A 20,470-nucleotide genomic window follows, 5' to 3' on the forward strand; every position below is an offset into this window, starting at 1 on the left:
GACACACGCAGAGCGTACTCGTTCGGTCTTCATCCCAGATGCGAGGCTTCCGCGTTGAGGTCGAGGATATCCCCAATCAATAAGTAGGTATGGATCACAAATCGCTGGGCCTCAGATAGATCTATTTCCGCATGAGAACCTTTTTGCGCTGCAGAGAATACAGCATCCAGCCTTTCGCCAATATACTTGAGATCAGCACTCATCACTTTGAACGATACGCCAGATATTGCCTTGCTTTCACAGAACATTACGAGTCTGTTGATGTAGTTGTCTTTTCCAATCTGAATGGTTTTTCCGCTGGTCGACCTTACCGGTTGATCAGAAGATGGGTAGAGTACATCCGCGACAGCTTGCAGTAGTCGCCGACAACTGTGCCCAGCGTTGGCCCAATCCTCTGGATTGTCGGATGTGAGATTGCCTCGGATCGAGTCCAATCGACGTAGCTCGTCCGGAATGAGGTCGCCGAGATATTCATCCACTCTTTTTCGATAGCCCGCGAAGATGTCTTCAGCAGCCGAAGATACACGTAGCTCGAAGTGCTTGGTTAGTGCGAAATCGTAAACAAACGCGCGTCTCGCAGCCAAGACGGCCATCTCGTCGCGACAATTCGCAGCGATATTGGCTTCAACTTGGAGATTACGAAAAGGAGCATGCACGTACTGGTTTGGGTTTGCCGAGGAGATATTAATCGGCTGCGGCTGGAAGAAGCTAAGGCGCATTCGTAGAGTTGCCGCGTTTTCTTCAATACTCGCGATTGATCTTATCTCTGCGCGTTCGATCGTTTCTCCGGTGTCCTTGCCTTTGTCATCAGTTTTTTTCACTTGCTTAATGCGATCCGCAGCTTTGAGAAGACGCCATACCTCGGGTTTAACTCCGTTCGGAGTGGACGGGTATCCCGAAAGCTCATGCCGAAAAACCAAGAAATGATCGTCATCCCCAACGAGGCGTGCAAGACGTGATGCTTTCATGACACAACTGGCAAGCGGCAGCCGTTCAAGTTCGAGGTCCGCAAGGAGATCATTTGTCAGTTCATACGATTCCGCAGCAGACGATTTCGAGATAGCCATTTCCACCCAACTTCTTCATAGCCAAATTCAATTAAAGCCGCGGGCTTGGAGATTGTCGAGATGCAAAGCGACTGTTCCATTGCTGGGTGTGGACGTATTTCGGTGGGGCTTGCACTATGTGTCGGCCATTATTTCTGCATTTGCGAACGTCCGCTCCGTTTCGCACAGCGGTCGTGACAATTGAGGGGTGCTACTGGCAGCAACCCACCCCGAAACGGAAACTCCATGTCGCATACCGGTCACCAGGCTGCCGCCGCAAGCGTCGAGACATATCCCCCACCCCTACCCCACCGCCTCCGCTTCCCCCAGCACCCGCTCCAGCGCCGCGATATCCACATCGGCCAACCGTGCCGGGTCCCATTTGGGCGCCTTGTCCTTGTCCACCAGCACCGCCCGCACCCCCTCGGCGAAATCGGGGCGCATGGACATGTAGCGGGCCAGGGCCAGATCGTCCTCGAGAATGGCGCGCACGTCGCGCTTGTGCCGCGCCTGCCGGTGCGACATGACGATGGCCACAAGCGCGGTCGGGCAATGGCGGGCAATCGAAGCGTAGAGCGCCGCGGCGCCCGGATCGCCATCCTCGGACCAGTCGAGCAGACCTTCGACGATTTTTTCGGCATCGGGCGCGGCAAAAATTTCCGCCAGTGAATCGGAAAGCGCGCAAAAATCCGCCGTCCCCGCATCGATCGATTCCGACTGGATCAACGCGGTGATCGCCGTATCGGGATCGCCCGCCTGCGCCGCTTCGATCACCCGGCCCCGCAAGTCCGCCAACCCATCTTCGGGCACCACCGTATCGGCCAGCCCGAGCGCAATCGCATCGGCCGCCCCCACCGTCTGCCCCGAAAGCAGGAACGCCAGCGCCCGCGCCTCGCTGGTCTTGTAGAGAATGGCGTTGACCCCCACGTCGCAGAAAAACCCGATAGCCCCTTCGGGCATGGCAAACCGGCTCGTGGGCGTCGCGATCCTGTAGCGCGCATGCGAGGAAATCCCGATCCCCCCGCCCATGACGATGCCGTGCTGGAAGGCGATGATGGGCTTGCGATAGGTCGCGATCAGCCCGTTCATGTCGTATTCGTCGGCAAAGAACGAAAAGACCGCCCGGGTTTCCCCTGCCATGGCCATCTCGCGCGTTCTGCGCACATCGCCGCCCGCGCAAAGCCCCTTTTCGCCCTCGCCTTCGATCAGAACGGTCCGCACGGCCTCGTTTTCATCCCATTCGTCCAGCGCATAGCGCACCGCCGCGATCATCTCGGCGCTCAGCGCATTGATCGCTTTGGGCCGGGTCAGCCTGATGATGCCGCACGCCCCTTCGATCGAAATGGAAATCTCGTCCATGAACCATCCCCTGTTGTCTTCGTTCATACTGAAGCCAAGCGAGAACCAAGGAAAGACGTTCCCGCTCTATTTCCAATGAGCGGCAAAATGATCTAGACAGGCGCCATACCAATTCCAATTTGCACAAAGAGCCCCCAAGGGTCATGACAATCTCCAAAACGGGTATCGCGCGCGACCTCGAGCGCCTTAGGGACAAAGGCAAGCCGGTCCGTCTGGGCATTATCGGATCGGGCGAAATGGGCACCGATCTGGTGACCCAGGTTTCGCTCATGGCCGGCATCGAAATCGCCGCCATCGCAACCCGCCGCCCCCATACCGCAATGGCCGCAATGGACATCGCCTATGGCACCGGTGAAGGGAAATCCCACGCGCGCGAAGTGGAAAGCCGCTCGGCCATGAGCGCCGCCATCGACAGGGGAAAGATCGCGGTGACCGCCGATACCGAACTGATGGTCACCGCCCCCGAGATCGACGTCATCATCGACGCTACAGGCAAGCCCGGCGTGGGCGCCGATTTCGATCTGCTCGGCATGGAGCATGGCAAGCATCTGGTGATGATGAATGTCGAGGCCGACGTCACCATCGGTCCTTACCTCAAGCACGAGGCAGACCGGCTCGGGGTCGTCTATTCGGTCGGCGCCGGGGATGAACCGTCCTCGTGCATGGAGCTGATCGAATTCTGTTCGGCCCTCGGGCTCGAAATCGTTGCCGCAGGCAAGGGCAAGAACAATCCGTTAAACCATGACGCGGTGCCCGACGATTATCGGGAAGAAGCAACCCGCCGCAACATGAACCCGCGCATGCTCGTCGAATTCATCGACGGGTCGAAAACCATGGTGGAAATGGCCGCCATCGCCAACGCCACAGGGCTGGTCCCCGACCGCCCCGGCATGCACGGCCCCAACGCCGACCGTGAAACGCTGCCCAAGGTTCTGATCCCGCGCGCCGATGGCGGCGTGCTCGAAAGATCGGGCGTTGTCGATTACACGATCGGCAAGGGCGTGGCTCCCGGGGTCTTCGTTGTCGCCAAGGCCACCCACCCCCGCGTCGTCGAACGCATGGACGATCTTCATGTGGGGATCGGTCCCTATTACGGATTTTACCGCCCCTATCACCTCACAAGTCTCGAAGTGCCCCTCACCGCCGCGCGCATCATGCTCTATGGCAAACCCGATATGGTGCCGCTCGCCAATCCGGTCGCCGAAGTCTGCGCCCTGGCCAAGCGCGACCTGGCCGTCGGGGAGGTTTTCGATGCCATCGGCGAGACCTGCTATCGCTCATGGACCATGACGATTGCCGATGCCCGCACCGCCCGCGCCATCCCTGTCGGCCTGCTCGAAGGCGGGCGCGTCACCGCCCCGGTCAAAAAGGGCGAACTTCTGACCGCCGCCAACGCGACGCCCGACATTTCGACCAAGCTTTTTGCCCTCCGGCAGCGCCAGGACGCGATGTTCGATCTCGGTCCACTGGCCGTGGGGGCCTAGTGCACCCAGGGTCCTTTGGGCGTCACAATGAGGAAGACCATGGCCGGACCTGAACTCGCCGCCATTATCGCAAACCTCCCCGCCACCGTTCCCTTCGTTGGTCCCGAGGTCATCGAGCGAAAAACGGGCATCAAATTCAGGGCAAGGCTGGGGGCCAACGAAAGCCCTTTCGGCCCGTCCCCCAAGGTCATCGCCGCCATCGCCGGGGCGGCATCCGATGTCTGGACGTATGGTGACTCTGAAAATTATGAACTAAAAGAAGCACTTGCCCGCCATCTGGGCACGCCGATGGAAACCATCACCATCGGTGAAGGGATCGATGGCCTGCTCGGGCTCACCTGCCGGCTTTATCTTGAACCGGGCGACAGGATCGTCACCTCGCTCGGCGCCTACCCCACTTTCAACTACCACGTCGCCGCCCAGGGCGCCGAATGCGTCACTGTCCCCTACGACAAAAACGACCGCGAAAGCCTCTCGGGGCTTTTGGACAGCGTTTTGGGCGTCAAACCCAAAATCGTCTATCTCGCCAACCCCGACAATCCGATGGGGACCTGGTGGGACGCGAGCGAAATCACCCGCTTCGTCGAGGCAGTTCCGGAGGACACCCTCATCATCCTCGATGAGGCCTATGGCGAAACCGCGCCCGCCGGCACGCTGCCGCCGATAACGCTCATGCGCCCTAACCTCTTGCGATATCGTACATTTTCAAAGGCCTATGGTCTTGCCGGCATGCGGGTCGGATACGCCATCGGTGCCCCGCGAACCATCGCGGGCTTCGATCGCATCCGCAATCATTTCGGCGTCACCAAGCTCTCCCAGATCGCCGCCACGGCAGCGCTTGCCGATCAGGATTATCTGGCCCGAACCATCGCCGCCATAGCCGCCGGACGCGACGAAATCATAAGCCGCACCAAGACCTTGGGCCTCAAACCCATCCCCTCGGCCACCAATTTTGTAGCGATCGATTGCGGCGCCGACGACACCTACGCGACAATGCTGCTCAACGGGATGCAGGCCCACGGCATCTTCATCCGCAAACCCGCCGCACCCGGCCTGAACCGCTGCATACGCATGAGCGTTGGCACGCCAAAGGACATCGCCCTTGCCTGCGATGTCCTTGAAGATATTATCAAAACAGAAAACCGATAAAAAATGCCCGCCGAAGCGGGCATTCTTTAAAACTCAGTTCGGGCTGGCCGGCGTGCCGCCGTCGACCGCAAACACCGGAATGTCGGTATCGGCTTCAACCGCAGCAGCAATTTGAATGATCTGGGCGGCCTGTTCGGGATCCGTGACTTCGCCGGCGACAGCGGTCAGACCAGCGGCGATCACCGCCGAGTTGCTCCCCTCTTCAAGAGAAGCCGCTGCAAGGTCGCCCGCGAGTACGCCGAGAGCAGCATCGGCATCTGCGGCCGGAAGGCCAGCCAGTGCCGCCACAAAAGCATCGATTGCAGCAAGACAGTCGGCCTCGATCGCATCGACCGGCGCACAGGCGGCAACCACGGCCGATGTATCAACTGTCTGGGAATAACCAGGCGCCACGACGGCTGCCGAAAGAAGGGCGGCCACGGCCGCTGACTTGATAAATTTCAACATATTGAGACGCCTCCAGGCGTAGAATGCACCGTTCCAATTTGAAGTCATACGTCAGGGTCGTTCATGAGTCAATAACCATGCGCTTGCCCGTCGCCGGCAAAATAGTGCTGGCAAATCAACAAGATTCTGCGCGTGGATCGGTTCCCTTTCTATTTACATCAAATTGTATTCAAACAAGCGACAAGTTTGAAATGGGCGGGTGTCATGATGGTTTCAGCAGAAAGCTTTGGGGGCGCTGCCGGGGGTCATCGATGGGCTCCGTGGGGCTCCCTTTTGTGGAGAACCACCGACCATGCGTATCACATCCCTTGTGTTCAGTGCCGCCCTGGCGCTCTCTCTTGCCGCCGCTGCGGCGCCCGCCCTCGCTTTGGCCCCCCAGCCCATCGACCGCACCGGTCTCTCCGGCTCGGTCATGCGCATCGCCACATCCTCGGCCACGGCCGCCCCCCTGGGCCTGCAGATCTTCTGCATGACATCGCCCGCCCACTGCGCCTCGGCACCCGCCGCCCAGGTGCAGATGGACACAAATCTCATGAGCGTCCTCAACACGGTCAATCGCTCGGTCAATGCCTCGATCCGCCCCCAAAGGCGCGCCACCCAGGTCTGGACCGTCGGCGCAAGGGTCGGGGACTGCAAGGATTATGCGATGAACAAGCGCGCCCAGCTCATCGCCCGCGGCGTGCCCGCCGGCGCCCTGCGCCTGGCCATCGGCTTTACAGCCCGCGGCGAGGGACATGCCGTGCTCGTGGTCCGCACCGATCAGGGCGACTATGTGCTCGACAACCTCACAAGCCAGATCAAGCCCTTCAGCCAGACAGGACACACGCTCACCGCAATGTCCTCAAACGACCCAAGGCGCTGGAACGCCATTTCCTGAAAACAAAACAAAAAGAAACAGGCCGGCTTGCCTTGCGGTTAACGCTGATCGCAGGAACGCATGGCACCGGCAGCAAATATCATCCTATGCTCAGCCCGGCGCGGGCCGGGCATCCGTACAACCGCGATCGACAGGCAAACCATGACCCTTTCTTTCTTCGATCAGGCACAACCGGTTCTTCTGTTTGCCATTGCCGGCGGCATTGTCATCGGCCTGGCCGTCTTCCTCTTCGCCCGCCGCACCGCCCAAACTCCAGTTCAGGTGAGCCAATTCGCTCCTGCACAAAAACAACAAGGGTCGAACCAGCCCCAAACCCAACAAAAGCCGACCCTGCAAAAAGACACCAGGCCAAGAGCGATAAACTTCCTCAAGGATATCGCTCACACCCCGAACGACTGACAGCCCCCAACGCACAGCATGCAACCAGGCCCCGTCCGATACGCTCGGCGGGGCTTTGTCGTTCAAGTCAAGGATTCGAAACTACGGTCTTAACGGGCGATTTCGGCTTGTGCCTCGGACTGCAGCCACAGCCCGGTGAGCCAACCCATGTTACCTGCCGCAATAACGCAGCCGATCGCAAGGAACGGCACGCCCATCAAAAGCGCCATCAGCGCCCAGAAAAAGAGAGTCACGCCGATAGCAAGGCAAGAAACGACGCCATAGCGATAGCTCGTGTAGGCAGCGAGAGCAAAAACCCCGAGAACTGGCATGGCATACCTCGAATTTCGTCTGCCCAGATTAGACGTGCCGGATTAAAAAAGTTCCAAATCAGTGCTTCCAATTGTTCCCGTTCTCTTGCGGAGGGCTGCGTTCTCCGCATGGCAGCGGCTCACGCTTCGCATGCCGCCCATACGTCCCGAACTTCGCAAACGCCCGGGAATCCACAAGTTTTTCAGAGAAAGATATTAAAGCCATAGGGTTAGTCGTCTATGAAATGACCGCCCTTCCCATTAACCAATCGGTAACTAGCCGTTCACGAATAGACAAATTTGTGCCATAGGAGGCCTGCAGCCTACGTTGGTGCTAGTAGTGTTGAGGATTGGGAAAATGCTGGAGTTGGCCAAGGAGCGGGTGCACGCCCAAAGCCGGACTTACGACTATCCAATGTCCGAATCTGTTTCGGCGATCCCGCCGTCCGGATATAACGGGACCGCTCGCGTGTCCCAACAGTCGGGACTCCGGCTGACCTTTCTCCAAGACGGGCCTGCTTTGGCCCATTCAACCCACAAGCGGTCTATGCAGTTGGCTCTCAAACGGGTCATGGACGTTCTGGTGAGTGCGATCACCCTGATCATGCTCTCGCCGGCTTTCCTGCTGATCGCTGTGGCGATCCGGACGTCGAGCAAAGGGTCCATTCTTTTTCGCCAGACCCGAGAGGGCCTCAACGGCAAACCGATCGAAATCTACAAGTTCCGCACGATGTATATCGATCGCTGCGATATTTCCGGTGTTGCCCAGACGACCAGCGACGACCCCAGAATAACGCCGATTGGACGTTTCCTGCGCCGCACTTCTCTTGATGAACTGCCGCAGCTTTTCAATATTCTCAAGGGCGACATGTCGCTGATCGGGCCGCGGCCCCATGCCTTTGGCATGTTTGCCGGCGGCACCACCTACGAACGGCTTGTGCCCTATTACAAGGCGCGCCAGACCATGAAGCCGGGCCTGTCCGGCTGGGCCCAGGCCAATGGCCTCCGCGGTCCCACCGATAATGCAATCAGGGCGCGCGCCAGGATCGATCACGACCTTGCCTACATCGAAAATTTCTCGCTGCTTTTGGATATCAAGATCATCTGGAAGACGCTGCGGCAGGAATTTTTGGGCGGCACCGGCCTTTAGGTGCCCGGTTTCATAGAACGCGCACCCCGCGTATATATGGGCACCACTCTCCCTACAGTTACGAGTTCCAAGATGATGCCCACGGCCCAATCAACCTCCGTCCCTTCCGCCGGGACGGGCGATATCATCGATATATTCAATGCGATCGCCCTCGAAGCCGGCGCCTTGATCCTCTCGATTTACGGCCGCAAGTTCGAGGTAACCACCAAGAGCGACGCTTCACCTCTCACCGAGGCCGACACCGCTGCCGAGGCCCTGATCCTGGAGAGGTTGGGTGCAGCATTTCCCGATGTTCCGATCATCGCCGAAGAAGCCGTTGCGAATGGCGACGCTCCCGAGTGTGGTGAGCGGTTCTTCCTTGTCGATCCGCTCGATGGATCCAAGGAGTTCATCGCCCGCAATGGCGAATTTACCGTCAATATCGCATTGATCGAGAACGGTGCGCCCGTGGCCGGCGTCGTCTATGCCCCTGCCCTCAAGCGCATCTGGTGGGGCAGCACCGCTGGCGGTGCCTTTGTTTCGCTGGTCGACAATCACACGCTCGTCCAACCCATGCCTATTGTCGTACGCGGGGCGCCACCCAAGGGATTGACCCTGGTGGGCAGTCGCTCGCATGGCAGCGGGGAAGATGACCCTCGCCTCGATGGACTTTCGATCGCCGATTTCGCATCGATGGGCTCCTCGCTCAAATTCTGCCTCGTGGCCGAGGGCGGAGCCGATCTTTACCCGCGCTTCGGGCGCACCATGGAGTGGGACACGGCAGCGGGTGACGCAGTCCTGCGCGCCGCGGGCGGTCGGGTGCTCGATATGGACGGCACCCCGCTCGCCTATGGCAAGCGCAACCAGACCCATGACACAGATTTCGCCAACACCCATTTCTGGGCTGTCGGAGACGGCGCCCTTGTTGCCTCGATCTGCAAGGATTCCAAGACAATGCAGCCTGCACTCAAATCCTCCTCATCCTCTTTATCCCACCTTGCGCGTTTGGAGAGTGAGAGCATTGAGATATTCCGGGAGGTTGCTGCGAGTTTCGAGCGTCCTGTGATGATGTATTCTATCGGCAAGGATTCGTCGGTTTTGCTGCATCTGGCGCGCAAGGCGTTTTATCCTTCGCGCATTCCGTTTCCGCTCTTGCATGTCAATACGACCTGGAAGTTCAAGGAGATGATCGCGTTTCGCGACCGGATGGCCGCGCAATATGGCTTCGATCTGATCAGCCACACCAACCCCGATGGGCTGCGCGACAACATCAATCCGTTCGACCATGGCTCCTCGCGCTATACCGACATCATGAAGACCCAGGCGCTGCGCCAGGCGCTTACGGCCGGCCAGTACGATGCGGCGATCGGGGGGGCGCGGCGCGACGAGGAAAAGAGCCGCGCCAAGGAGCGGATTTTCTCGCATCGCAATGCGTCGCACGCCTGGGACCCCAAGAACCAGCGCCCCGAATTGTGGCGGGTGTTCAACACGCGGCTCAACCCGGGGGAATCGATGCGGGTGTTCCCGATTTCCAATTGGACCGAGCTTGATGTGTGGACCTATATCTATGCCGAAAACATCGAATTGCCCTCGCTGTACTTTGCCAAGAAGCGCCCCGTTGTCGAGCGGTCGGGCACGCTGATCATGGTCGATGACGAGCGCATGCCGCTCGAGCCGGGCGAGACGCCCAGGGAGATGATGGTGCGGTTTCGCACGCTGGGGTGCTACCCCTTGACCGGCGCCATTCAATCGTCTGCTGCAACGCTTCCCGAGATCATCATGGAGATGCAGGCCTCGCGGACCTCCGAGCGCGAGGGCCGGCTGATCGACAGCGATTCCCTCGGCTCGATGGAGAAGAAAAAGCAGGAAGGGTACTTTTGATGGAGCGTTCGCAGCAAAAGTGGGAACCGGTTTTGCGGTTCGCGAACGCGACCAGGCAAGAAGGCCCGCGTTCGCAGCAAAAGTGGGAACCGGTTTTGCGGTTCGCGAACGCGACCAGGCAAGAAGGCCGGCGTTCGCAGCAAAAGCATGTCCTCGGGCCCCGACCCGACGGATGGGAACCGGTTTTGCGGTTCGCGAACGCGACCAAGGGAGAACGATAATGTCAACGCTCGCTTCTGCACCTGCTTCCGCCCCGTCCGCCGATACCGATATCGGGCTCTGGCTGAGCCAGCAGACCGACAAGTCGCTGCTGCGCTTTCTGACCTGCGGCTCGGTCGATGACGGCAAATCCACGCTGATCGGGCGGCTGCTCTATGACAGCCAGTTGATCCTCGACGACCAGTTGGCCACATTGAAGTCCGACAGCCGCAACCGCCATGTGGGCGATGAGGGCATCGATTTCTCGCTGCTGGTCGACGGTCTGGTCGCCGAGCGCGAGCAGGGCATCACCATCGATGTGGCGTATCGGTTCTTTTCCACCGAAAAGCGCAAATTCATCGTCGCCGACACCCCCGGCCACGAGCAATACACAAGGAACATGGCGACCGGCGCCTCCAACGCCGATCTGGCGCTGCTTTTGGTCGATGCGCGAAAAGGGCTGTTGACCCAGACCCGCCGCCACAGCTTCATCCTGTCGCTGATCGGGGTCAAGCACGTGGTGCTGGTCATCAACAAGATCGACCTGATGGAGTATTCCCAGGAGGTCTTCGACACAATCGTTGCCGACTACACAGAATTTGCCAAAGACCTCGGCTTTGCCTCGCTGGCCGCCGTGCCCATCTCGGCGCTGCGCGGCGACAACATCGTCGAAAACTCCGAGCGCACCCCCTGGTACACCGGCACGCCCTTGCTGCCCTATCTCGAAGCGATCGTTGTCGACGAGGACAGGAGCAAGACCCCGTTCCGCTTTCCGGTGCAATGGGTCAACCGCCCCAATCTCGACTTCCGCGGCTTTTCGGGCACGATTGCCGGTGGCACCGTCTCGGTGGGCGATGAGGTGCTGGTCGCCGCCTCGCGCAAGCCGGCGAAAATCGTCCGCATCGTCACAATGGATGGCGATCTGCAAAGCGCCATCGCCGGGCAGGCGGTGACCCTTGTGCTCGACCGCGAGATCGACATCTCGCGCGGCGACATGCTCACCCATCCCGGCCACACCCCGGACTATTCCAACCAGTTCCAGGCCGAGATCGTCTGGATGGCCGACGAGCCCGCCTATCCCGGGCGCTCCTATCTTTTAAAGATCGGCAGCCAGCTCGTGCCCGCCACGCTCACCGATCTCAAGCACAAGACCAATGTCAACACGCTGGAAAAATCGGCCGCCAAGCGGCTCGAGCTCAACGAGGTCGGAACCCTGACCCTGGCCACCGACAAGCCCATCGCCTTTGACCCTTACCAGACCAACGGGCTGACCGGCGGGTTCATCCTGATCGACCGGATCAACAATCTGACGCTGGGCGCCGGCACCATCAGCTACGGGCTGCAGCGCGGCAAGAACCTCTCCTACCAGGCGTTCGACGTCAATCGCGAGGTGCGCGCGCTGCAAAAGGGCCAGACCCCGCAGATCGTGTGGTTCACCGGCCTGTCGGGTTCGGGCAAGTCCACAATCGCCAATCTGCTCGAAAAGCGCCTGACCGCCGAGGGCCGCCACGTCTATATTCTCGATGGCGACAACATCCGGCACGGTCTCAACAAGGATCTTGGCTTTACCGACGCCGCCCGCGTCGAAAACATCCGCCGCGTCGCCGAAGTGGCGCGCCTGATGGCCGATGCGGGGCTGATCGTTCTGGTCTCGTTCATCTCCCCCTTCCGCAACGAGCGGCGGCTCGCCCGCGGAGTGGCCGGCGATATCGCCTTTATCGAAGCCTATGTCGATACCCCCCTCGAAATCTGCGAACAGCGCGACCCCAAAGGCCTCTACGCCAAGGCCCGCGCCGGCCAGATCACCAACTTCACAGGCATCGACAGCCCCTTCGAACCCCCCGAACGCGCCGACATCACCCTCAACGGCGCAACAAAAACGCCAGAACAAATGACCGATGAAATCTACGAAATGATCGGCGCTTGAAGCGGCGCGGACCAATTGGCCGGGAAGTGAAACAATGACGAAAAAACGGGCTCTGGTGTTCGGTGGCGCAGGCTTTATCGGTTCCCATCTGCTCAAATCTCTCGCCGAGAGCGGAGATTATGATGCGATCGTGAGCGCCGATATCGCCGAACCGCGTTTTCGGGTCGATGGGGTGCAATACAAGCATGTCGACATTCGCCAGCCCATTGCCGACGATATCTGCCCGGACGCCAGCGAGATATACAATCTCGCCGCCGTCCACACCACGCCCGGTCACGAGGACTGGGAATATTTCTACACCAATGTCCTCGGCGCGACCCATTGCTGCGACTACGCCCGCCGTGTCGGGTGCGAAAGGGTTGTCTTTACAAGTTCGATTTCGGTTTATGGGGCCAGCGAAGAGCTCAAGGACGAAACTTCGGCACTTGAACCCGATTCCGCCTATGGGCGCTCAAAACTGTGCGCCGAGGAAATTCACGCTCAATGGCTCAATGAAGCGCCGGGCACCCGGCGCCTGATCGTCGCCCGCCCCGCGGTGATCTATGGCTATACCGAGCGCGGCAATTTCACCCGCCTGGCCCATGCCATGGCAAAGAAGCGGTTTTTCTTTCCCGGCCGCAAGGACACCATCAAGGCCTGCGGCTATGTCGAAGATCTCGTGGCCTCGTTCGGCTTCGGCCTGGAGCGGAACGAAACGCACCTGATCTACAATTTCGCCCACATGGAGCGCTATACCTCCGAAGATATCTGCGATGCATTCACCGACGTGGCCGATTACGGTAAAGTCACGCTTGTCGTTCCAATGCAGCTCATGATGCTGGGCGGGCTGGCCTTTGAGGTTCTGGGCAAACTGGGGCTTCGCACCTCGATCAACCGGCCCCGTATCAAAAAGCTCTATAAATCGACCAACATCGTGCCGCAAAAACTTAAGGATATGGGGTTCGGCTACCGCTACGACCTCAAACAATCGCTTGAGCGCTGGCTCGAAATGAGCGGCGGCGCGCAATTCAAATAGGCCCGAACGGCTAACCCGAAACACCAGAGCATAGCGAAAGACGACGACTTTGAGAGTTGCGATCATTCATTACTGGCTGCTGCATATGCGGGGGGGCGAAAAGGTCCTCGAATCGCTCTGCAAGCTGTTTCCGCAGGCCGATATCTTCACCCACGTCTATGACGCCAACGGGGTCAGCGCCACAATCCGCAGCCATGCCGTGCACACCACATCCATATCGAGATTGCCCGCCGCCCACAGGCTCTATCGCAGCTATCTGCCCTTCATGCCCTTCGCGCTCGAAAGCATAGACCTTTCGGGATACGATCTGGTCATTTCGAGCGAGGCGGGCCCGGCCAAAGGCGTGATCGCCCCACCCGATGCGCCCCATATCTGTTATTGCCACTCGCCCATGCGCTACATCTGGGACCAGTATCACGTCTATAAGAACGGCGCGGGGCGGCTGGCCAAACTGACAATGCCAATTCTGGCGCCCGGTCTGCGCCAATGGGACGTGACCTCGGCCGCCCGCGTCGATCAGTTCGTCGCCAATTCCATGCATGTGAAGAACCGCATCACCAAATATTGGCGCCGCGACGCGCAGGTGGTCTATCCCCCGGTCGCCGTCGAGGATTTTTCACCGGCCCCGCTCTCGGAGCGTGAAGATTTCTATCTCTGGGCCGGCGAACTTGTCGGCTACAAGCGCCCCGACATCATGATCGATGCGTTCAACCGCATGGGCAAGCGTCTGGTGGTCATCGGCGGTCCCGACAAGGCACGCAAGGCGCTGGCCGCCAGGGCCAAGGACAACATCACCTTCCTGGGCAAGGTCCCGTTCGCCGAACTCAAATCCCATATGGCGCGCTGCAAGGCTCTGATCTTCCCCGGCGAAGAGGATTTCGGCATCGTTCCGGTCGAGGTCATGGCGTCGGGACGCCCGGTCATTGCCTATGGCCGCGGCGGCGCCACCGAAACCGTGCGCGACGGGGAAACCGGCCTGTTGTTCAACGACCAGAGCGTCGAGGGTCTCATCGACGCCATCGAGCGCTTCGAAAATTCGGGACTGGCCGACGCCGATCCTTATGCGATCGCCGCCCATACCGAACGCTTCAGCGAACGCCATTTCCTTGCCAGCATGTCCGAAGTCTTTGCCCAGCATGGCGCAAGGCCGGAAATGAGCCTCGACCGGATACGCGAGGCCGCCCAATGATTTCGGCCGCCCTGGGACGGGTCAGGGCGAGAGCCGCCGCATTTGCAAACGACGATGTGATGGCAAAACTGGCGCGGGGCGGCCTTGCCGCGCTCGTCATCAAGGTGGGCGGTGCGGGCCTGTCGTTCCTGATGTTCCTGATGCTGGCCCGCGCCATGAGCGTCGAGGAATATGGCCGCTTCGGCTTCGCGTTCTCGCTCGCCACCCTTCTGGCCGTTATCGGAACCTTCGGCTTTGGCTCGCTGGTCCTGCGCTATGCCCCTGCCTATGACGCCGATGGTGCAACCGAGATGCAGCGCGGCGTCATACGCTACGGATATATCGTCACCGTGGCGGGATGTGGCATTCTGGGGCTTGGCGTCGTGGGGATGGGGGCAATCGTGCCCGGCTTTGGCCATCCCTACTATCTCATGGCCGCGGGCGCCTTTACGCTGGTGCTTGGACTGGCCGAATATCAGGCCCACGTCATGCGGGCCATAACCGGGATAACCCTTTCACTCGTGCCCCGCGACATCATCTGGCGCCTGATCGTCATGGCCGGTTGCGGGCTGGTGATGATTGGCCTCGTCCCCGATTTTACCGCCGGCGCGGCAATGGCGTTCATCACCGTAGCCCTGTTCCTGGTCATCCTGGGTCAGGCGCTTGCCCACCCGATGACGCGGCCGGATTCGCTGGTGTCGGGCACGGCAAGCTTCGAAGGCACGAAATGGTGGAGCACGGCTTGGGGCCTGTGGGGAACAATGGTCGTTCGCATGGCAGCGCCGAACCTGGCCGTCATCTTCGTAGGGCTCATGCTGTCGCCGATTGCGACCGGCCCCTTCTTTGCCGCCATTCGCACCGCGATGCTGCTCAACCTGTTCCTCATGTCCTCGGGCATGGTCGTCGCGCCGGCTATCGCACGCCATTTTCATCGCAACGAAATCGACGTGGTTCGCAAACTCTGCCTGATGACCGTCGCTGCCGTTGCCATACCGACCCTGATGGTTTTCATCACCTTCGTGTTTTTCGGCCGGGAGATCCTGTCCCTGTTCGGGGAAGGTTTTGAGAGCGGTTATGGCGCGCTGCTCATCCTGAGCGCCGGCAATCTTGTCAACGCCCTGTCCGGACCAACCGCGCAGATCATGGAAATGACCGGCGCCGAACGCCCCTATCTCCGCATGATCCTGGTCACAAATATCCTTGCGCTCATTGTCATCCTTAGCCTGACGCCGGTTTTCGGGGTGATTGGCGCGGCGATCGGCGTCGCCTTTGGAATGAGTGCGTGGAATATTTGGTGCATACTGTATGCTCGCAAGACCATGGGCATCGATCCATCCATTCTTGCCGCATTCCAACGCCGCACTTGAGCCTTCCCATGCAATCGAGCCCCTACATTGCGATCGATAGAAATGCCGGCGAGAGCCACGGCGGAAATATTATTTTCGCCCTGTCTGTCAGCATTATCCTGTTCGCTCTGATGAGCTATTATTTCAATTATGAATACCGCCCGGACGAGATCAAGGCACTTCCATATTTCTTCGAGTTCTTCGGAAGCGACTACGGCTACGACGAATTATATATTCGCGTAATACTTTATATTTTCAATATCGGTCTGACCTTCTCCTTGTTCCTCATGGGGTGGATTGATCGAAAGACCCTGACCCTTGCCTTGATATGGCCTCTGACAATTTTTCTGTTTTCCAAGATATATTGGGAGTTTTATGTATTCCCGTTCGCCTTGATCAGAATTGACGGCGATAAAAAACTGGATTTCGCGGTTCTGATAACGCTATCGGTGCTGTATTTGCTCTTTCAGGAAGGCAACATCGTATTGATGATTGCCTTCAGGCTGGTCATTCTGGGCCAGAAGTTCGGATATAAATACCTGTCCCCCATCGCGTTCGCGCTATTCGGCGTACTTGCCGGGATCGCCGTGGAACTGGGCATATTCTCGAGCCTGCCACTTGTCGGTCAGCAAATCGCCCGGTTTTCGTGGACACGCGACGTTGCAAACCCGGACTACTCATTGATCGAGTCGATAACCGTCTTTTTTACCAGCTTTCACTTTTTTACCCAGCACTACCTCCTCTGGTGGATCGATTTTGTATTTTCGATATTAGTTTCACTATATATAATGATATTTTGCCTGTCTAAAAAATCAATCAGGGAAAATATGCCACAAATATTGGCATTTATTGCCGTCTTTGTTGGATTCACTGAACTTACGCACGTATTCCAGAACGCACGATATTATTTCTTTTTTATACCGGTACTTTCATTATTTATAAATAGCAAGGACATGGTCCCGCTATCTCTACTAGGAATATTACACGTTACCGCCAAGGGAATCGAAACCGGGATATAGAATAAATGATTGATCGGGTAAATTTTCTCTATTTAGGTGGCGACAAGTGTGGGTCGACTTGGTTGCATTATATCTTAGACAAGCACCCCGACGTTCAGTTGGCCTCATCTAAGGAACTGTTCTATTTTGATAGGTTTTATAAGAAAGGCCCAGAGTGGTACGCTCGGCAGTTCCCGGATAACCCAGCCGCCCTTCGCACAGGCGAGATATGTCACGACTATCTGTACTCGGTGCCGGCGCTGGAACGTATATCCCTCGACATGCCGGCTGACAGCCGCTTTCTGATCTTTGTTCGCGACCCTTTGGAGCGGGCGATTTCCCATTACCGATACCTGCGAAAAATCGGCAAGACCTCGATGAGTTTTGACGACGCGGTCTCAGCATATCCGCAAATTGTAGAGCACAGTCTTTTTGGAAAATACGTCGCCTCGGCCGTCAATCTTTTGGGGAAAGAGAGGGTGCACGTCCTATCGTTCGATGACCTTAAAACCGACCCTGAGAAATTTGGGGAACAGGTATCGAAAGCGCTCGACATCCCTTTTTTGCCCGGTCTGCCCTATTCCGACCGCATCCTTGAGGCGGCTGGCTCTCGCGCTCCCATATTGACCCGGGTTCTAAGAGAAGTGTCATGGGGCCTTAGAGGACTGGGATTGGCAACATTCGTAAGTCGGGTCAAACAAAGTCCCCTGATAAACAAAATTCTTTTTTCGACCCAAAAACTGGACGATAGAGAAAAAAGCACCCCAGGTGCAGCCGTTAAACGCAACCTCTCAGAGATATTCGACCGAGATCTTGAGCAACTGGGCCACCTAGTCGGCCCAAACACCCTCCAATCCATTAAAGAGTGATCTTCCGATGAAGGTTGTCCTTGCGGCAGCAATGTATAGTCCTAATCTTGGGGATGGTGTGATTGCGGAATGTTTTTCACACCATGCGACACAAGTTAATCCTGGAATAGAGATACACTGGCTCGATTTGTCAGGGAGAACCGACTTTTCACCTCCATCTGCGGGCAGTTTTCGTACCGTAGTCCTGGAAGCACTATCCAGACTTCCCGTCCGGGTAGCAAATTTCGTTTCCGCAAGTCTGGTAAGGACGCAAATTCAGCGAAAACTGGAACCGCAAATAAACGAGACATTTCGGGATGCCGACGCGCTGATTATAGGGGGAGGGCAACTGTTTGGCGATGCTAACCTGAATTTCCCACTGAAGCTGACCCGAGTGGTCGATGAAGCGGAAGCAAGAGGCATGGGCATAGCAATCCAAGCCGTGGGCGTCGCGGAACATTGGACACCAGAAGGATCGAACCTCTTCGCGCGCGTATTGGCATCGGCGAACCTCAAATATGTCTCCGTCAGAGATCGCGTTTCCAAGGAACGACTGACTCGACATTGCCATCGACTAAATTGCATGCTGCCCGCAGAGATACGCGTCGTTCCTGACCCGGGTATTCTTTCCAACGAATTGGCATCTCCCCGGAGTTCCGCGAAATCAGGGATGGGGCCGCTTGTTGGCATCGGAATAACTCATTCCGCCGCAATCCGTACGCACACAGACTCGCGGACCGCGCCATCGATCAAGACCAGTATTCAGCGATATTCGGCCTTGAGCCGGGCCCTTCTGGCGGACGGCTATAAAGTTAGCCTTTTCACCAACGGTGCTCAGGAAGACGAGGAAATGCTGGACCTCGTTGTGAAGGAGCTCCACCGGCAAAATGTTTCCGATGTCGTCCGGCACGACCGCCCGCAGACACCATTGGGTCTCATTGAGCAGATTGGGCGCTTTGATGCTCTAATATCCCATAGACTTCACGCGAACATAGTAGCCTATTCCTTGGGCGTACCTGCGATCGCCCTGAGCTGGGACTCCAAAGTTGACGCGTTTCTCGAAAGCGTCGGACTGGGAAGCCGGCTGGCAGATGGCACGCTGGCGTCGATTGATGCCATCCAGAACAAATTGGGCCGTGCCTTGGCCGAAACGGATACGCCAAATAATCCCGTGAACATCGGAACCGATGCCCGGCAGGCGATCCGTGAGGTGCTCGAATCTGTACTCGACGAACTCAAGCACCCCGCTGCTTAAGTCAAGTCGGTACTGGCTGTGCTTCCCACAACCAGCGATTCCAACACCATTCCAGAACTCATGCTCGTTTGGCCGCGACCGACCTGCATTTGGGTTATGGTGGGTATATCCACTTCGCTATATCCACTTTCCACAATCGAACCGCCGTTATGGCGGGCATAAATCTGCGAGTCATTGATCGCTAGGGCGAAGGCAATGCGGTCGCCATGTGAGAGATCGGAAAGGCTGACACCGTTGCTCGCCTGCTCCACGCCATCTGCAGTCACTGTACAGTGGATGCCTATGGCCCCGGTTGTAAGATAAACACCCATCTCATTGTCTGCAGTTCCGTCGTTGAGACTAAGTAGCCACGGCTCATCCGGATGCCCGCCCAGCCATCTGGCGGACAGCGCCACACTGGGCGCCGAACCCAGGCCAGCGGCTTCGGCGAGAACCGTCACGCTATCGGCCGCACGAGTTTCAGGAGCACCGGAGGTGAGAATCAGCGATGTCGGCCAGCGCCCTTTTTCCAGTTGATGCCCGCCCATCCAGCATGCCGACACCATGGCGGGAACACCGCCTGTGCCCTGAATATGTGGCACCGCCTGATAAGTCTGCACCGATCCCGAAACGTTACGAAACACCGTCCACAGGCGATAAAGCCCATTGCCGAAATTCTCCATGCCATCCGACACATATTGTGTGACGCTGGAATTGTTCTCGACGATTGCCCCCTTGGAAAACGCGTCTCCACTAACCTCCGAGCTTGTCGCTGTGTTCCCTGCGCCTTCTGAAACGTGTGTCCTGAGCGGGCCCGACGTGCCGGCCACCGCAAAGAACGAAACAACGCCATATTCGCCGTCCGAAAGGCTCAACGTGTCCAGGCTCCTGAATTTCGGGAACGGCGCCGGGGACGTTACCGCGCACTCCTCCAGCACCAGCGCGCCGAAATTCCGCGTGTTGCCGGTGGTCGCGGCATAGCCTTCCGCATTCCAGGCGCTTGAATCGGCCAGCCCGCTCGATTTGCGCAGCACATTTGTCGCCTCGGCTTCGATCAGCAATCCATCTGCCGTCAACCGTGCGGCATCGGGCGCGAAAACGAGACATTGCCCTTGCGCGTTCATTGCGGTGGCCGGAGAAGGACGGGCAAAATCGAGAACTTCTTCCAACGCGCACGGCCGCTGGAGGGACATGAACCGGCGGCTGATGAAATCGGCGGCAAATTGCGCACCATCGGGCCACCACTTTGCCGGTCCGGCAGGGCGCAGCCCCACCCCGATTCCAGGCCCGCTCATCATATCAGACCCACGATGGCCGCAGCCGTCGTGCCCGTGGCCAGGACCATGCTCGCGCGCAGCGGCAGCAGCGTGCCGGCCGCGACATTGGCAAAAGTGATTTCTGCGCCACCGGCCAGAACGACGACGATATCGCCGCCGGTACCCACATAGAGCGCGCGCGTTGTTTCGGGCAGGCTGGCGCCATCATCGGGCGTTATGGCAAAACCATTATGGGCAGGGCTGTCCAGGCTGGACGCATGATTGGCAAAACGATCGGACATTGAAGGCTCCATTGCAGCGTTGATCGCCACAATGATGCAGTCTCATCCGATCGCGGGGATAAGTCGGCCCATCGGGCCGCATCAAACCCTAGAGCGTGTCCAGCAAAAGTGGAAACG

At 58.4% G+C, this 20,470-nt stretch carries 18 protein-coding genes and 2 pseudogenes; 14 read left to right on the plus strand and 6 right to left on the minus strand.

Annotated features, from left to right (window positions below; genetic code table 11):
- Positions 1-29 precede the first annotated feature (29 nt).
- Positions 30-1,067: an AbiTii domain-containing protein gene (locus KKY_RS19730; protein WP_050811733.1), complete on the minus strand. Its 1,038-nt coding sequence runs from the start codon at positions 1,065-1,067 to the stop codon at positions 30-32.
- 282 nt (positions 1,068-1,349) lie between these two features.
- Positions 1,350-2,405, minus strand: coding sequence for an enoyl-CoA hydratase/isomerase family protein (locus KKY_RS15120; protein ID WP_014132248.1), 1,056 nt, complete (start codon positions 2,403-2,405; stop codon positions 1,350-1,352).
- A gap of 143 nt (positions 2,406-2,548) precedes the next feature.
- Between KKY_RS15120 and KKY_RS15125 the strand changes: the two genes are divergently transcribed.
- Positions 2,549-3,889 (plus strand): NAD(P)H-dependent oxidoreductase, encoded by a 1,341-nt coding sequence (locus KKY_RS15125; protein WP_014132249.1) that lies wholly within the window; start codon positions 2,549-2,551, stop codon positions 3,887-3,889.
- 27 nt (positions 3,890-3,916) lie between these two features.
- Positions 3,917-5,038, plus strand: coding sequence for a pyridoxal phosphate-dependent aminotransferase (locus KKY_RS15130; protein WP_041528811.1), 1,122 nt, complete (start codon positions 3,917-3,919; stop codon positions 5,036-5,038).
- Between the two features lie 33 nt (positions 5,039-5,071).
- On the opposite strand, the gene KKY_RS15135 is transcribed toward KKY_RS15130, so the two are convergent.
- Positions 5,072-5,485: a hypothetical protein gene (locus KKY_RS15135; protein ID WP_014132251.1), complete on the minus strand. Its 414-nt coding sequence runs from the start codon at positions 5,483-5,485 to the stop codon at positions 5,072-5,074.
- 292 nt (positions 5,486-5,777) lie between these two features.
- On the opposite strand from KKY_RS15135, the gene KKY_RS15140 reads away from it, so the two are divergent.
- Positions 5,778-6,362, plus strand: a complete 585-nt coding sequence (locus tag KKY_RS15140; RefSeq protein WP_014132252.1) for a transglutaminase-like cysteine peptidase — start codon at positions 5,778-5,780, stop codon at positions 6,360-6,362.
- A 60-nt stretch (positions 6,363-6,422) separates the two neighbouring features.
- The gene (locus KKY_RS15145) at positions 6,423-6,761 is read left to right on the plus strand and encodes a hypothetical protein (protein ID WP_041528812.1); all 339 of its coding nucleotides are present in this window, start codon (positions 6,423-6,425) and stop codon (positions 6,759-6,761) included.
- An 89-nt stretch (positions 6,762-6,850) separates the two neighbouring features.
- On the opposite strand, the gene KKY_RS15150 is transcribed toward KKY_RS15145, so the two are convergent.
- Positions 6,851-7,072, minus strand: a complete 222-nt coding sequence (locus tag KKY_RS15150; protein ID WP_041528813.1) for a hypothetical protein — start codon at positions 7,070-7,072, stop codon at positions 6,851-6,853.
- A gap of 526 nt (positions 7,073-7,598) precedes the next feature.
- On the opposite strand from KKY_RS15150, the gene KKY_RS15155 reads away from it, so the two are divergent.
- The 10 genes and pseudogenes from KKY_RS15155 (at position 7,599) to KKY_RS20125 (ending at position 18,816) form a co-directional block, all read left to right on the plus strand.
- Positions 7,599-8,201, plus strand: coding sequence for a sugar transferase (locus KKY_RS15155; protein WP_041528814.1), 603 nt, complete (start codon positions 7,599-7,601; stop codon positions 8,199-8,201).
- Positions 8,202-8,276: 75 nt separating this feature from the next.
- Positions 8,277-9,074: pseudogene (gene cysQ, locus KKY_RS20885) on the plus strand (3'(2'),5'-bisphosphate nucleotidase CysQ); the annotation flags it as partial.
- A 66-nt stretch (positions 9,075-9,140) separates the two neighbouring features.
- A pseudogene (gene cysD / locus KKY_RS20890) lies at positions 9,141-10,061 on the plus strand (sulfate adenylyltransferase subunit CysD); the annotation flags it as partial.
- Positions 10,062-10,281: 220 nt separating this feature from the next.
- Entirely contained in the window at positions 10,282-12,186 is a 1,905-nt protein-coding gene (gene cysN / locus KKY_RS15170; protein WP_050811735.1) for a sulfate adenylyltransferase subunit CysN, read from the plus strand.
- 34 nt (positions 12,187-12,220) lie between these two features.
- The gene (locus KKY_RS15175) at positions 12,221-13,201 is read left to right on the plus strand and encodes an NAD-dependent epimerase/dehydratase family protein (RefSeq protein WP_014132257.1); all 981 of its coding nucleotides are present in this window, start codon (positions 12,221-12,223) and stop codon (positions 13,199-13,201) included.
- A gap of 49 nt (positions 13,202-13,250) precedes the next feature.
- Positions 13,251-14,390 (plus strand): glycosyltransferase, encoded by a 1,140-nt coding sequence (locus KKY_RS15180; RefSeq protein ID WP_014132258.1) that lies wholly within the window; start codon positions 13,251-13,253, stop codon positions 14,388-14,390.
- Positions 14,387-15,736, plus strand: coding sequence for a lipopolysaccharide biosynthesis protein (locus tag KKY_RS15185; protein WP_014132259.1), 1,350 nt, complete (start codon positions 14,387-14,389; stop codon positions 15,734-15,736). The genes KKY_RS15180 and KKY_RS15185 overlap by 4 nt, the downstream gene beginning before the upstream one ends.
- A gap of 8 nt (positions 15,737-15,744) precedes the next feature.
- Positions 15,745-16,734 carry a hypothetical protein gene (locus KKY_RS15190; RefSeq protein ID WP_014132260.1) on the plus strand — a complete coding sequence of 330 codons (990 nt, stop codon included), beginning with the start codon at positions 15,745-15,747 and terminating at the stop codon, positions 16,732-16,734.
- A gap of 5 nt (positions 16,735-16,739) precedes the next feature.
- Positions 16,740-17,582 carry a sulfotransferase family protein gene (locus tag KKY_RS15195; RefSeq protein ID WP_041528815.1) on the plus strand — a complete coding sequence of 281 codons (843 nt, stop codon included), beginning with the start codon at positions 16,740-16,742 and terminating at the stop codon, positions 17,580-17,582.
- A gap of 7 nt (positions 17,583-17,589) precedes the next feature.
- The gene (locus KKY_RS20125; protein ID WP_014132262.1) at positions 17,590-18,816 is read left to right on the plus strand and encodes a polysaccharide pyruvyl transferase family protein; all 1,227 of its coding nucleotides are present in this window, start codon (positions 17,590-17,592) and stop codon (positions 18,814-18,816) included.
- Here the strand turns inward: KKY_RS20125 and KKY_RS15210 are convergent.
- Together KKY_RS15210 and KKY_RS15215 are read right to left on the minus strand one after the other, a co-directional pair.
- Positions 18,813-20,069: a phage head spike fiber domain-containing protein gene (locus KKY_RS15210; protein ID WP_139305189.1), complete on the minus strand. Its 1,257-nt coding sequence runs from the start codon at positions 20,067-20,069 to the stop codon at positions 18,813-18,815. The genes KKY_RS20125 and KKY_RS15210 overlap by 4 nt on opposite strands.
- 20 nt (positions 20,070-20,089) lie before the next feature.
- Positions 20,090-20,353 carry a spike base protein, RCAP_Rcc01079 family gene (locus KKY_RS15215; protein WP_014132264.1) on the minus strand — a complete coding sequence of 88 codons (264 nt, stop codon included), beginning with the start codon at positions 20,351-20,353 and terminating at the stop codon, positions 20,090-20,092.
- Positions 20,354-20,470: the final 117 nt, after the last annotated feature.

It is taken from the genome of Pelagibacterium halotolerans B2, assembly GCF_000230555.1.
Lineage (GTDB): Bacteria > Pseudomonadota > Alphaproteobacteria > Rhizobiales > Devosiaceae > Pelagibacterium > Pelagibacterium halotolerans.